Genomic DNA, 11,704 nt, shown 5'->3' with positions numbered 1-11,704 from the left:
TTGGCGTGCGCCGAGTTCATGTTCGAGGAAATCAAAATGTGGAAACAGAGTTAGGACTCCTCTTAATGAGCATGAATCTTACAAAATTGACTAAGAGGTTAGTCCAATATGAAAAAGATAAAGAAAAATCACAGACAAATTTGTATCTTTTGGCGAAAACCAAGTACAAATTATCTGTGATTTTTCAATTATTGGCTAGTTTTTGCCCAGCCTCTGCTTTACGAAGGAAGTATTCGATTTTATAGGAAGAGTTGTCCTAACTGTTGAGCGACTCCGTCTTCTTGGTTAGTCCATTGGATTTGTTGGTCGGCATAGTCTATTAGTTTGGTGTTGGCATTTTGCATAGCATAACCAGTTCCAGCAAAAGCCAACATTTCCTTGTCATTGAGTTGATCACCGAAAGCAATCAACTCAGCTGGTTGTTTTTGGTAAAGGTCTAAGAGGTACTTAAGGGCTCTGGCCTTATGCACCCCTTTAGGGGTGCACTCGAGGATATTGTAGGGTCCACCCCAGGAACTGACGGTCATTTCCCCCTGATAATAGTTCATCAATTCTTGGGCCAGGCCATCGCTGTCTTTAAAGCGGGTTTGAAAAAGGATGGCATTGGGGTTCTTGGTGATTTTTTGTGGAATCAGCTGGTGTTGTGCTGTGATTTTGTCCACCCCTAGTAATTGTGGATCCAGGCTGCTGACATCTTGTTGGTGGACAAAGAATTTCTTACGGTATTCACTAACAATGAAGTCAGCCTGGACTTCCTCTTGACGGTCGACCAAGTCGACCAAGTAGGACTTGTCGATGGTATATTCTTTTTCATGAACCCATTTTTTCCCGGGAAGTGTCGTCAAAGCTCCATTAAAGGTGATAAGGGGTGTCTCTAGTTCCAATTGTTGGTAGTAGGGGAGGGCTGATCGGTAAGGACGACCGGTCGTAATGATGATTTTGTGCCCTTGGTCCTGAATCTTTTTGAGAACGTCCTGACTTTTAGAGGAAATTTGTTGTTGATCATTTAAGAGGGTCCCGTCGAGATCGAGGGCAATAATTTTACTTGTATCCATACATGCTCCAGTTTTGTGCTTTTACCCAGTATAGCAAATTTTAGGATTTTCATGGTAAACTGAGAAGACGAAATTGGGAGGCGCTATGTATAAACGTATTTTTATCATGTATCATCTAGCCTTTATAGGCATCTTCGGGGTCCTCACGCTCCTACAGCAAGAAGGCCCCAACCTAACCTGGAATATGTTTTTGGCCTTGACAGCCCTAGACTTTGCCCTGTTTTCAAAAGTGACCCAAAACCGCCTGTTGCGATGGGCCTCTGCCCTGCTTTGGCTTCTATTTTTCCCAAACACCTTTTACATGGTGACGGATTTGGTGCACATGCATTGGGTGGGGGATGTTCTCTACAATCGAGCCAACCAGAAGCTCTTTTTTGCCTTTGTCTTCGCCATTTTCTTTGGCGTTCTAACGGGCATCGAAAGTTGGCGCTTAATTCGTTCCCACTGGAAACTCAAGCCCTGGCAGGAGGGAGTTGCGACCTTTGGTTTGGCAGGACTCTCTAGTATCGCCATTACCATGGGGCGGTATCCTCGCTTAAATTCGTGGGACGTCTTTACGCGCCCGCAGTTGGTAGTCCAGACATTTTTGGATGTCTTTAGTTGGGAGCACAGTGTTTTTGTACTTGGATTTACCACCTTGCAATTCATGTGCCTTTTTTTACTCGCGGATGATTGGGTTCGCGGTAGGAAGTAAGAGGGGAATTTGCTATAATGGAAACTATGATGAAAATTCAAAATGAAGAAACCCTGATCAACTGGGGCGAAAAATTAGGTGCCCTACTGGAGAAGGGAGACGTTCTGGTCTTGTCAGGAGATCTTGGGGCAGGAAAAACGACTTTTACCAAAGGGATTGCGCGGGGCTTGGGGATTGATCAAATGATCAAGAGTCCTACCTACACGATTGTTCGTGAATATGAGGGGCGCTTGCCTCTTTACCACCTGGATGTTTATCGGATAGATGGAGATCCAGATTCGATTGACCTCGATGCCTTTCTTTTCGGGGAAGGGGTGACTGTCATTGAGTGGGGTGAACTTTTGGAGCAGGCTTTACCGGAGGATTATCTCCAGTTGACCTTGTCTCATGCGGACCAGGGGCGTAACTTGGATTCCTATGCGGTTGGCTCGCGTAGCCAAGAGTTGTTAGAGGAGTGGATCCATGACCTCGCATGAGTTGACGATTGAGGAGGCTCAGGACTCAGACGCCGGTGAGTTACTAGAATTTTTCAAGCAGGTGGCGAGTGAGAGTGATTTGACCAGTTTGGAACCTGGGGGCTTAGATTTGTCGCAAGATCAGTTGGCTGACTATTTGGAATCAAGTGCCAATCATCCATCACGTCTCTTCTTGTTAGCCCGTTTGGACCAAGAAGTGATTGGTATCTTACATTTGTCCACAGATGCCAATCCGCGCATGAGTCATGTGGGAGAGGTGTTTGTGGCTGTTGGGCAGGCTTATTGGGGTCATGGGGTCGGGGGCATGCTCTTTGAACTGGTCTTTGACTGGTTGGCAGAAACCCCATCCCTTCGGCGTTTAACCTTAAATGTCCAAGAAAGAAATCAGGCTGCGCGTGCGCTTTATGAGAAATTCGGTTTTTCATATGAGGGGCGGCAGGAGGAAGCAATCCGGCTAGAGGACGGATCTTATGAAACGGTCCTTCTCATGGGCCTCTTGATAGATAGGGAAAATCATGTTTAAGAAGAATATTAAATTGTTTTTATCGTTACTCTTAGTTACCTTGGTGGGGATAGGAACCTATGCGGGAACCATTTACTTCCAATCAACGGGTCAGTTAGCGAAAACCTTTCAGAATTTTGGACGGCAATCCGATGTTATTGAAAATGCAGAACCCATGACCATGCTCTTAATGGGGGTAGATACGGGAAGTGGTTCTCGGTCAGATCCTTGGGAAGGAAATAGTGATACCATGCTTTTGGTGACGGTTAATCCAGATACCAATCAAACAACGATGATGAGTTTAGAGCGGGATATCTTGACCAAGATTTCGCAAAAAGGCGAGGTGATGGAGGCCAAACTGAATGCGGCCTACGCTATGGGCGGTGCCGAATTGGCAATCCCGACCATTGAGTCCCTGATGAATATTACCATCGACCACTATGTCATGATCAATATGCAGGGTTTGGTGGAGCTGGTGGACGCAGTTGGTGGGATTGAAGTGAACAACACCTTTGACTTCCCAATCTCCATTGAGGAGCAAGAACCTGAATATACCGCTACCGTCAAACCAGGGAAACAACACATCAATGGAGATCAAGCGCTGGTTTATGCCCGGATGCGGTACCAAGATCCTGAGGGTGACTATGGCCGTCAAAAACGCCAACGGGAAGTGATTCAAAAAGTTGTGCAAAAAGTGCTCAGCCTTAATAGTGTCAGTCACTATAAAGAAATCCTCGGTGCCGTCAGCAACAATATGCAGACCAGCATTGACCTTTCTTCCAACAGTATTCCAAAACTCTTGGCCTACCAAGACGCCTTCCGGAATATGAAGCAAGAACAACTCCGAGGAGAAGATGCAACCCTTGCAGATGGCGGTAGCTATCAGATTGTGGAATCAGACCACATCTTAGAAATGCAAAATAAATTACGGACTTCTCTTGGCTTAGAAACCCTCGATAAACTGAAAACCAATGCGGTTACCCTCGATGAATTAAATGGTGGAGGAATCACACCTGAATACGTCGAGCCCCAACCAGTTGTTGAATAATCAAAAAAGTAGCTCAGCAATTAGCGAGCTACTTTTTTGGTACTTGTTTTGGATATTGGCTGGCAAAGTCCACTTTTAATTGGACAAATTGTTGGAGGTCCTTGAGAAGCTGGAGTAAGACAGCACGGGTTTCAAATTCTTCCCTGGATTGTGGTAGAGGGCGTTTGCGGAAGGTTTCCAGATAGTTTTCAATCTGATCAAGCAAGTCCTGTGCTGGGTTCAGTTGACTGAGTTGATCTGCGACGTCTTGGAAGAGGTCCGCTAGAATTTGGCTTTCTTGGACAGAGAGTTGGCAACTGTTGATATTGCGTGCCATATCTTGCAGGATATAATTTTGAGCCTGCCGCATTTCAAAGTAGGCCACGTGGTAGTAGTTTTTGTTAAGGATTTGGTCTGATTGATCTAGATAGGCGATTTCCAGCGCTTGGTGGAGTTCATCATCCAGGGTACGGACCAGTTTGGCGTCGTTCCTCCCATCCCCGCTTCTAAGAAAATAGACAAAGCGGTTGAGGATACTGCGGAGCAGTTCCTCCACCTGATCATGGTAGTGATCCAACTCCTGTTGGCGATCGGGTATGTAGAGAATAACGAGGAGGGCTGAAAGGCTCCCGATTAAGAATATGAGGATTTCATTGGCTAAAAGAGAAGGGGCAATGCTCTGTTCTAGAAGTAAATGGGTGACTAAAACGGTACTAGGAGTGATTCCGATTTCGAGGCGAAAGCGATATGCCAGTGGGATGTAGAGCAATAAGAATGGAGCGAGAGACCAAATATGGAATCCGAGAAAAGAAAAAACCAGGCTCCCCAGGATGAGTGCTAGGAGGGACGAAAGAAAACGTTGATAGGCTAGTTTGAAAGTGGTCCTACGAGTTTCTGATACACTGAGGATGGCGATGATGCCAGCTGTAATGGCATAATTAGCTCCGAGAAAACTGGCTAGAAAAGCGGCTAGGCAGGTGGCTAGGGTAAGTTTTAAAGTGCGTTGAAAAAGGGGCATGACAACCTTTCTGGGAACGAGAGAAACCCCTGTGACAGTTCTCGTGAAGAATAACCAAACAGTTGTGTTTGAGGAAGGTTCTTCTGGAAAAATCACGGGGGTTGTATTAGCTATTCCGATTTCGTTTAAATCGGAGGTCAAAATGGATTTGGCAGATCAATAACAGACATCCTCAATTGAAAAAAGCAATATACTCTTTTAGTTTATCTTTTATTACTGTGTTAGCTCGTCTTGCCGTACTTCAGTACTGTCTACGACTCGCTGCTTTGTACTAAAAGTAAACTAAAAGACCATACTAGGATTTTTTTGAGTCTGTTTTCGTTTTGAGTTCATCTACGCGCGCTTGGGCTTGCTCCATCTGTGCTTGAATTTGTTCGGCTCTAGCTTGGGCTTCCAACCCAAAGGCCTGTGTTTTATAGGCAAGATCCTTGGCAAGAGGAGCGACTTTTTGGGCTTCCTGTTGAAGGATTTGCAGTTGGTCTTTAAGTTGAGCCTGGAGAGTGTTGATACGACTAGTTTCTTTAGCCACTTCTTTGGCGTTGGCGATTAACTCCTTACGGTTTAGAACCAGTTCGTAGGAAGATTTTGCGGCACTCAAAAATAGGATGGTTGAAATCAAACTCATGAGGCTTCCTCCTGGGTTTCCCGGATTTTCTGGGCTAGCTGCGCTAGGTGCTCAAAGTCCGGTTCCTGGGTCTGGAATTGAATCTCTAGACCGTCTCCAGTCTCAAACCGAGGGAGTAAGTGAACATGGGTATGGAAGACTGTTTGGCCAGCAGCTTCTTCACTGTTGTTGAGCACATTGATTCCTTGGGCGCCAACAGCATTTTTCAAACGACGGGCCAAGGCAGGTACTTGTCCAAAAAGATCCTGAGCTACCTGTGGGTCTAAGTCGAGAATATTACGGTAATGCTTTTTGGGGATAATTAACGTGTGGCCTGGGGTTGTTTGGGAAATATCCAAAAAAGCCAAAATGTGCTCGTCTTCATAGATTTTACTGGCCGGGATTTCTCCGGCAACGATTTTACAAAAAAGACAGTCCATCTTTTCCTCCTTTTCTCTCTTGCCATTTGATATAATGGTTGTGATTGAAAGAAAGCTTAGGAGTCTTAACATCTCCTAGCTTACTCTCCTAAGTATAGCAAAAATGGAGGATTTATGTTAGAAGTGAATCACATAACAGGAGGGTATTTTAATCTTCCTGTCTTAAAAGATGTGAGTTTTTCCGTTCAAAACCATGAAATTGTGGGTCTAATTGGCTTGAATGGAGCGGGAAAATCAACAACGATTAAAGAAATTATTGGTTTTTTGCATCCCTATTCGGGAGAAATTTTGTTGGAGGGCCAGCAGCTTCAAACGGATGCGGTAGCTTATCGCAAGAAAATTGGTTATATTCCAGAAAGTCCCATGCTCTATGAGGAATTAACCCTGCGGGAGCATCTGGAGATTGTAGCTATGGCCTATGACAAGGATTTGGACCAAGCCTTGGAGCGACTTCAACCTTATCTTCAGCGATTTCGTCTAGATCAACGTCTGGATTGGTTGCCTGCCGAATTCTCTAAGGGAATGAAACAGAAGGTTATGATCTTGTGTGCGATTCTTGTGGAACCGGACCTATACATTGTGGATGAACCCTTTTTGGGTTTAGATCCTCTAGCCATTGAAGATCTTCTAAATTTTCTTTTGGAAGAAAGAAAAAAAGGGAAGGGAGTTTTGATGTCTACCCACGTCTTAGATACAGCCGAAAGGGTTTGTGATCGCTACATCCTCCTCCACCAAGGTCAAGTGCTAGCTGAGGGGAGTCTAGCAGCGATTCAAGAACAATTTCAGATGCCAGGACAGAGCCTTCACGATATCTACCTGAAGGTTACCCAGGAGGAAGCGCATGCGTGATTTATTTCGGCGACGGCGAAAAAAGTTTCGAGGAGAGCTGGTGGGCTATGCCCGTTATGTTTTCAATGACCATTTTGTTCTTTTTCTTTTTCTTTTATTAGGCCTAGCCCTAACCCAATACAGGGAGATTTTGGTGGAGCCGAGGCCTTATCAAGTTGGCTTAGCCTGGTTCGTACCTGTCTTTTCTCTCTTCGCTTTTTGGCCCATGCGTATGGCGACCTATATGCGCAGGGGGGATGAGTATTTTCTGTTGGTGCAGGAGGAAGCAGTCAAGCAATGGTTGCAGTTGGTTTACAGACGGACTTCAAAGAGTCAGATTCTGCGGGCCGTCCTCATTTTTGCAGCATTCCTACCCCTGTGGTGGGTTGCCTATGGTTCTTGGTGGCCAGCCTTAGTGGCATTTGGTTTGGGCGCCTTGCTGCAGCAGATTTTGCTGCAGCGGCGTTATCGGGTCTTGAGGCAGGCGGGACCTGTGGACTGGACTTTTTGGATTGAAGAAGAGCAGGGGCGGACGCAAGGAATTTTACGCTTTTTCTCGCTTTTTACTCAGGTTAAGGGAATTGAAGAGCGCGTGCGGATGCGGGCTTATTGGAATCCCTTCCTTCCAATCTTAGAGCGGGGGCAGTCTAATCCATGGTATAGTCTCTTTTTACGGTCTTTTTTGCGGAAGGGGCCTTATTATGGGGTTTGGCTGCGGTTGCAGATCTTGGCTTTGCTGGCTCTTATCTTTGTTCCTCAAGGTTGGTTAGCGGCTGGTTTGGCCTTTGTGGCGAATTATCTCTTGTATTTCCAGTTGCTGGCTTTGTTTCATAGTCAGAATGGTCAGGTAATGACAGAGCTATTTCCGTACGGTGTTGCGTCCAAGGCGGCCGGACTTCGTCGGCTCTTGCAGTTTCAGTTGGGGACCTTTAGTCTGCTTTTGTCTTTGCTGGTTCTGTTGAGCAGAGGAGCCTTTTTAGAAGCTGGGATTTTTTTGCTTGCCATGATTGCTCTTCTTTGGCTTTACATTCCTTATAAATTAAGAGGATTAGTTGACGCGGATGTCTAAAAATAATAGAATGAAGAAGATTTTTTCAAGGAGGAAAATATGGAAGGGATGGATCAAGAATTAACCTTGACGCCTCTTGCTGGAAAAAGTGGGAATGCCTTTAAGGGAACCTACGATGATGGGCGAGTGGTTTTTGCCAAGTTGAATACAAGTCCGATTTTGGCGGGTCTGGCTCAAGAGCAGATTGCTCCTCAGCTGTTGTCGAGTAAACGATTGCCGGATGGTCAGGTTTTGACACTTCAGCGCTGGTTAAACGGTAAAATTTTGACGCCTGGGGAGATGGGGAAGAAGCAGATTATCAATATTTTGACGCGTCTTCACAGGTCACGGCATTTGATGGTTCAGCTGACTAGTTTAGGTCAGCAGTTGGAAACGCCGATTGATTTGTTGAATTCATGGCGGGAGTCGGTCCATGCAAACTTGCGACGGAACCAATTCTTGCAAGAGGTGGTGGATGATTTGCGGACCAGTGCTCCTGGTTTTCGTGAGGATCATGCAACAATTGTACATGGGGATGTCCGCCACAGCAATTGGATTGAAACAGACAGTGGTCTAATTTATTTGGTGGATTGGGACTCTGTGCGGTTGACGGATCGGATGTTTGATGTGGCGCATATTTTGAGTCACTATATTCCGGAAGCTCGTTGGCAAGAGTGGCTGGTCTACTATGGCTACCGTTATAATGAAAAGGTATTGAAAAAGCTATACTGGTATGCCCAGTTTTCATACCTAGATCAAATTGGCAAGTACTATGCCAATTCAGATATGGAAAATGCAAACCGGGAAATTTACGCTTTGCGGAATTTCCGGACACGCTTTGGAAAGGGAATATGAGAGTTCGAAATCGAAAAGGTGCGACGGAGCTACTAGAAGCGCACCCAGAGTATGTGGTCTTGGAGCCGGAGAGTGCCAAGGGGAATTGGCGGCACATTTTTGGGAATGACAACCCCATCTACATTGAAGTTGGTTCTGGGAAGGGGCAGTTTGTATCAGGGATGGCCAAGAATCATCCAGATATTAACTTTATTGGGATTGATATTCAAAAATCGGTTCTCAGTTACGCTTTGGATAAGGTGTTGGCAACCGGTGTTCCAAATATCCGCCTCCTATGGGTGGATGGAGATTCTTTGACCAATTATTTTGAGCCTGGTGAAATCCAGCGCTTGTATTTGAATTTCTCAGATCCTTGGCCAAAGAAACGCCATGAAAAGCGACGTTTAACCTACAAGTCTTTCTTGGAAACCTATCAAGCCATTTTACCAAGCCAAGGAGAAATCCATTTCAAGACCGACAACCGGGGCTTGTTCGAATATAGTCTGGTATCCATGTCACAATTTGGCATGATTTTGGATGGTGTCTGGTTGGATCTTCACGCCAGTGAAATTGAGGGCAATGTCCGGACAGAATATGAAGAGAAGTTTTCTAGTAAAGGACAGGTCATCTACCGTTTGGAAGCGCATTTCCCAGAATAAGGGAACAGAAAACGTTCTTTCTGCTGGTAAAATTCTTGCTTTTGGGAATTTCTATGGTATAATTTAAACAGAATAAAGAAATGTGAAAGGGGGCGAAGAGAAATCTTCGCCTCTTGTTTGTAGAAAAAGGAGGTGTTCTTATCGCAACGATTGTTGAACAGGTGAACCAGGTGTTGGAAGGTCAGATTCCAGAGCCCTTTGAATTGGTGGACGTGGAGTATGCCAAGCTGGGCGGAGACATGGTCTTGAGTGTGTTTGTGGATAAGCCGGAAGGGATCACAGTTGAAGATACGGCTGATTTGACAGACCTGATTAGTCCGCTCCTGGATACTATTGAACCGGATCCCTTCCCCGAGAATTATTACTTGGAAGTGTCTAGTCCTGGATTAGAGCGGCCTTTGAAGACGCCGGAAGCACTGGAGGCTGCAGTTGGTTCTTACATCCATGTCGGTCTGTATCAAGCAATTGATAAGAAAAAGCAGATTGAAGGGGATCTTTTGTCTTTTGATGGGGAGAACTTGCAAATGGAATACATGGATAAAACTCGGAAGAAGCAGGTGGAGATTCCTTATCAATTGGTTTCAAAAGCCCGTTTAGCTGTAAAATTTTAGTTTAAAAGAAAGGAGCTTTTGGGGAACCAAAAGCAAGTAACGCATGAGTAAAGAAATGGCGGAAGCTTTCCGCATCCTTGAAGAAGACAAGGGGATTAAGAAGGAAGATATCGTAGATGCGGTCATTGAGTCTCTTCGATCTGCCTATCGCCGTCGCTATGGCCAAGCTGACAGTGTCCATATCGAATTCGATGAAAAGAAAGCCGATTTCCGGGTTTACACTGTTCGGGAAGTCGTAGATGAGGTCTTTGATAGCCGTTTGGAAATCAGCCTCAAAGATGCATTGGCCATTAATGCTGCCTATGAGCTTGGAGACAAAATCAAGTTTGAAGAGTCTCCAACAGAATTTGGTCGAGTGGCTGCCCAGTCTGCAAAGCAGACCATTATGGAAAAAATGCGTAAGCAAACGCGCTTGATCACTTATAACACCTATAAAGAGCATGAGAATGAGATTATGAGTGGTACCGTGGAGCGTTTTGATGCCCGTTTCATCTACATCAATTTGGGAAGCATTGAGGCACAAATGTCTCGTAAGGACCAGGTTCCTGGGGAAGTCTTCGCTTCTCACGATCGCATTGAAGTCTATGTGGATAAGGTTGAAGACAACCCTAAAGGTGTCAATGTTTACGTTAGCCGTAGCCACGCGCAGATGATTAAACGCTTGATGGAGCAAGAAATTCCAGAAGTTTACGATGGGATAGTGGAGATTATGGCCGTCTCTCGTGAGGCCGGAGACCGGACTAAGGTTGCTGTTCGGAGTCACAATCCTAATGTGGATGCTATTGGAACGATCGTAGGTCGTGGTGGAAGCAATATTAAGAAGATCACTAGCAAGTTCCGCCCTGCCCGTTACGATGCTAAATTGGAAAAATGGATTCCGACTGAGGAAAACATTGATGTGATCGAATGGGTCAGTGATCCAGCTGAGTTTATTTACAATGCACTGGCACCTGCTGAAGTGGATCAAGTTATTTTTGATGAAGAAGACAGCAAACGGGCCTTGGTGGTTGTACCAGATGACAAATTGTCCTTGGCCATTGGTCGTCGTGGTCAAAATGTCCGCTTAGCAGCTCGTCTGACTGGCTTTAAGATTGACATTAAATCAGCATCAGAGTTCGAGGCCATGGAAGAGGCCGCACTAGTGGAGGCTGAGGAAGAAGTCCTTGAGACCGAACTGGTTGTTGAAGTACAGGAAGCGGAAGAATTGGTAGCTCTTGAAGAAGAGGTCTTCGAGGGGGAGTCAGCAGAACTCCTTGCGGAGGAAGCAGCTGCTGAAAATAGTGACGACGAATAGGAAAGAAGATGACCAAAGTAAGAAAGATTCCCTTGAGGAAGTCCCTTGTCTCCGGAGAAGTGATTGACAAGCGTGATTTGCTGCGGATCGTTCGAACCAAGGATGGTCAGGTCAGCATTGATCCAACTGGTAAGGCCAATGGTCGGGGGGCTTATATTAAGCTTGATAATGAAGAAGCAGCCCAGGCTAAGAAAAGAAGGGTCTTTGATCGCAGTTTTCGTCAGGAAATTCCCGAAGAATTTTACGATGAACTGATCGCTTTTGTTGATCGCAAATTGAAACGAAGAGAGTTAGGACTTGAATAAGGAAGAACAGTTGTTAAACCTTTTAGGTCTGGCCCAGCGAGCAGGTAAGCTCGTTTCCGGTGAAGATTTAGTCATAAAAAGCATTCAAAGTAATCAAGCACAATTAGTGTTTTTGGCACAAGATGCTGGCCCTAATCTTCGTAAGACCATTGAGGATAAAGGTCGCTACTATAAAAAAACAGTAGTCGATCAATTTTCAACCCAAGAATTGAGTCTGGCCATCGGGCGCCAACGGAAGGTGCTCAGTGTGGTCGACTCCGGATTTGCAAAAAAAATGAGGTCCATTATGAGCTAGAAATGGAGGCATGT

General features: G+C 45.4%; 16 protein-coding genes and 2 pseudogenes. 14 read left to right on the top strand and 4 right to left on the bottom strand.

What is annotated here, in order from left to right; genetic code table 11:
* Positions 1-245, top strand: a pseudogene (locus tag JEQ21_RS09930) (hypothetical protein); the annotation flags it as partial.
* On the opposite strand, the gene JEQ21_RS06310 reads toward JEQ21_RS09930, so the two are convergent.
* Positions 240-1,055, bottom strand: coding sequence for a Cof-type HAD-IIB family hydrolase (locus tag JEQ21_RS06310; protein ID WP_196092169.1), 816 nt, complete (start codon positions 1,053-1,055; stop codon positions 240-242). The pseudogene JEQ21_RS09930 and the gene JEQ21_RS06310 sit on opposite strands and share 6 nt — an antisense overlap.
* Before the next feature lie 85 nt (positions 1,056-1,140).
* On the opposite strand from JEQ21_RS06310, the gene JEQ21_RS06305 reads away from it, so the two are divergent.
* The 4 genes and pseudogenes from JEQ21_RS06305 to lytR form a co-directional block, all read left to right on the top strand.
* The gene (locus tag JEQ21_RS06305; protein ID WP_196967411.1) at positions 1,141-1,749 is read left to right on the top strand and encodes a DUF1361 domain-containing protein; all 609 of its coding nucleotides are present in this window, start codon (positions 1,141-1,143) and stop codon (positions 1,747-1,749) included.
* A 29-nt stretch (positions 1,750-1,778) separates the two neighbouring features.
* Positions 1,779-2,225 carry a tRNA (adenosine(37)-N6)-threonylcarbamoyltransferase complex ATPase subunit type 1 TsaE gene (gene tsaE / locus JEQ21_RS06300; protein WP_196092186.1) on the top strand — a complete coding sequence of 149 codons (447 nt, stop codon included), beginning with the start codon at positions 1,779-1,781 and terminating at the stop codon, positions 2,223-2,225.
* Entirely contained in the window at positions 2,212-2,748 is a 537-nt protein-coding gene (locus tag JEQ21_RS06295; protein WP_199364578.1) for a GNAT family N-acetyltransferase, read from the top strand. The genes tsaE and JEQ21_RS06295 overlap by 14 nt, the downstream gene beginning before the upstream one ends.
* A pseudogene (lytR, locus tag JEQ21_RS06290) lies at positions 2,741-3,730 on the top strand (glycopolymer--peptidoglycan transferase LytR); the annotation flags it as partial. The gene JEQ21_RS06295 and the pseudogene lytR, both read left to right, overlap by 8 nt.
* Before the next feature lie 73 nt (positions 3,731-3,803).
* On the opposite strand, the gene JEQ21_RS06285 reads toward lytR, so the two are convergent.
* Positions 3,804-4,772 carry an aromatic acid exporter family protein gene (locus JEQ21_RS06285; protein ID WP_196092173.1) on the bottom strand — a complete coding sequence of 323 codons (969 nt, stop codon included), beginning with the start codon at positions 4,770-4,772 and terminating at the stop codon, positions 3,804-3,806.
* Between JEQ21_RS06285 and JEQ21_RS06280 the strand changes: the two genes are divergently transcribed.
* The gene (locus JEQ21_RS06280; RefSeq protein WP_199364576.1) at positions 4,771-4,935 is read left to right on the top strand and encodes a hypothetical protein; all 165 of its coding nucleotides are present in this window, start codon (positions 4,771-4,773) and stop codon (positions 4,933-4,935) included. The genes JEQ21_RS06285 and JEQ21_RS06280 overlap by 2 nt on opposite strands.
* 132 nt (positions 4,936-5,067) lie before the next feature.
* On the opposite strand, the gene JEQ21_RS06275 is transcribed toward JEQ21_RS06280, so the two are convergent.
* Positions 5,068-5,397, bottom strand: coding sequence for a hypothetical protein (locus tag JEQ21_RS06275; protein WP_199364575.1), 330 nt, complete (start codon positions 5,395-5,397; stop codon positions 5,068-5,070).
* Positions 5,394-5,816 carry an HIT family protein gene (locus tag JEQ21_RS06270; RefSeq protein ID WP_196967406.1) on the bottom strand — a complete coding sequence of 141 codons (423 nt, stop codon included), beginning with the start codon at positions 5,814-5,816 and terminating at the stop codon, positions 5,394-5,396. Before JEQ21_RS06270 ends, JEQ21_RS06275 begins: the two co-directional genes overlap by 4 nt.
* Before the next feature lie 114 nt (positions 5,817-5,930).
* On the opposite strand from JEQ21_RS06270, the gene JEQ21_RS06265 reads away from it, so the two are divergent.
* The 8 genes from JEQ21_RS06265 to JEQ21_RS06230 all read left to right on the top strand — a co-directional run bounded on the left by JEQ21_RS06265 (position 5,931) and on the right by JEQ21_RS06230 (position 11,690).
* On the top strand, positions 5,931-6,665 hold the full coding sequence (locus tag JEQ21_RS06265; RefSeq protein ID WP_199364574.1) for an ABC transporter ATP-binding protein: 735 nt from the start codon (positions 5,931-5,933) through the stop codon (positions 6,663-6,665).
* A complete protein-coding gene (locus JEQ21_RS06260) occupies positions 6,658-7,713 on the top strand; it encodes an ABC transporter permease (protein ID WP_199364573.1) in 1,056 nt (351 codons plus the stop codon). Before JEQ21_RS06265 ends, JEQ21_RS06260 begins: the two co-directional genes overlap by 8 nt.
* 39 nt (positions 7,714-7,752) lie before the next feature.
* Positions 7,753-8,547: a cell cycle regulator CcrZ gene (ccrZ, locus tag JEQ21_RS06255; RefSeq protein ID WP_196092178.1), complete on the top strand. Its 795-nt coding sequence runs from the start codon at positions 7,753-7,755 to the stop codon at positions 8,545-8,547.
* Positions 8,544-9,185, top strand: a complete 642-nt coding sequence (trmB, locus tag JEQ21_RS06250) for a tRNA (guanosine(46)-N7)-methyltransferase TrmB (protein WP_196967403.1) — start codon at positions 8,544-8,546, stop codon at positions 9,183-9,185. The genes ccrZ and trmB overlap by 4 nt, the downstream gene beginning before the upstream one ends.
* A gap of 113 nt (positions 9,186-9,298) precedes the next feature.
* Positions 9,299-9,796 (top strand): ribosome maturation factor RimP, encoded by a 498-nt coding sequence (gene rimP, locus JEQ21_RS06245; protein WP_196092180.1) that lies wholly within the window; start codon positions 9,299-9,301, stop codon positions 9,794-9,796.
* A gap of 43 nt (positions 9,797-9,839) precedes the next feature.
* Positions 9,840-11,090, top strand: a complete 1,251-nt coding sequence (nusA, locus tag JEQ21_RS06240; RefSeq protein ID WP_199364572.1) for a transcription termination factor NusA — start codon at positions 9,840-9,842, stop codon at positions 11,088-11,090.
* 8 nt (positions 11,091-11,098) lie between these two features.
* The gene (rnpM, locus tag JEQ21_RS06235) at positions 11,099-11,395 is read left to right on the top strand and encodes an RNase P modulator RnpM (protein ID WP_196092182.1); all 297 of its coding nucleotides are present in this window, start codon (positions 11,099-11,101) and stop codon (positions 11,393-11,395) included.
* The gene (locus JEQ21_RS06230) at positions 11,388-11,690 is read left to right on the top strand and encodes a YlxQ-related RNA-binding protein (RefSeq protein ID WP_196092183.1); all 303 of its coding nucleotides are present in this window, start codon (positions 11,388-11,390) and stop codon (positions 11,688-11,690) included. The genes rnpM and JEQ21_RS06230 overlap by 8 nt, the downstream gene beginning before the upstream one ends.
* Positions 11,691-11,704: the final 14 nt, after the last annotated feature.

The sequence above is a fragment of the Streptococcus sp. 121 genome (assembly GCF_016458205.1).
Taxonomy (GTDB): Bacteria; Bacillota; Bacilli; order Lactobacillales; family Streptococcaceae; genus Streptococcus.
This window is presented reverse-complemented; position numbering and strand designations above follow the sequence as displayed.

Coding starts and splice junctions, on each gene's coding strand:
- JEQ21_RS06310 (WP_196092169.1), bottom strand. CDS start 1,055: ATGGATACAAGTAAAATTATTGCCCTCGATCTCGACGGGACCCTCTTA.
- JEQ21_RS06305 (WP_196967411.1), top strand. CDS start 1,141: ATGTATAAACGTATTTTTATCATGTATCATCTAGCCTTTATAGGCATC.
- tsaE (WP_196092186.1), top strand. CDS start 1,779: ATGAAAATTCAAAATGAAGAAACCCTGATCAACTGGGGCGAAAAATTA.
- JEQ21_RS06295 (WP_199364578.1), top strand. CDS start 2,212: ATGACCTCGCATGAGTTGACGATTGAGGAGGCTCAGGACTCAGACGCC.
- JEQ21_RS06280 (WP_199364576.1), top strand. CDS start 4,771: ATGACAACCTTTCTGGGAACGAGAGAAACCCCTGTGACAGTTCTCGTG.
- JEQ21_RS06285 (WP_196092173.1), bottom strand. CDS start 4,772: ATGCCCCTTTTTCAACGCACTTTAAAACTTACCCTAGCCACCTGCCTA.
- JEQ21_RS06275 (WP_199364575.1), bottom strand. CDS start 5,397: ATGAGTTTGATTTCAACCATCCTATTTTTGAGTGCCGCAAAATCTTCC.
- JEQ21_RS06270 (WP_196967406.1), bottom strand. CDS start 5,816: ATGGACTGTCTTTTTTGTAAAATCGTTGCCGGAGAAATCCCGGCCAGT.
- JEQ21_RS06265 (WP_199364574.1), top strand. CDS start 5,931: ATGTTAGAAGTGAATCACATAACAGGAGGGTATTTTAATCTTCCTGTC.
- JEQ21_RS06260 (WP_199364573.1), top strand. CDS start 6,658: ATGCGTGATTTATTTCGGCGACGGCGAAAAAAGTTTCGAGGAGAGCTG.
- ccrZ (WP_196092178.1), top strand. CDS start 7,753: ATGGAAGGGATGGATCAAGAATTAACCTTGACGCCTCTTGCTGGAAAA.
- trmB (WP_196967403.1), top strand. CDS start 8,544: ATGAGAGTTCGAAATCGAAAAGGTGCGACGGAGCTACTAGAAGCGCAC.
- nusA (WP_199364572.1), top strand. CDS start 9,840: ATGAGTAAAGAAATGGCGGAAGCTTTCCGCATCCTTGAAGAAGACAAG.
- rnpM (WP_196092182.1), top strand. CDS start 11,099: ATGACCAAAGTAAGAAAGATTCCCTTGAGGAAGTCCCTTGTCTCCGGA.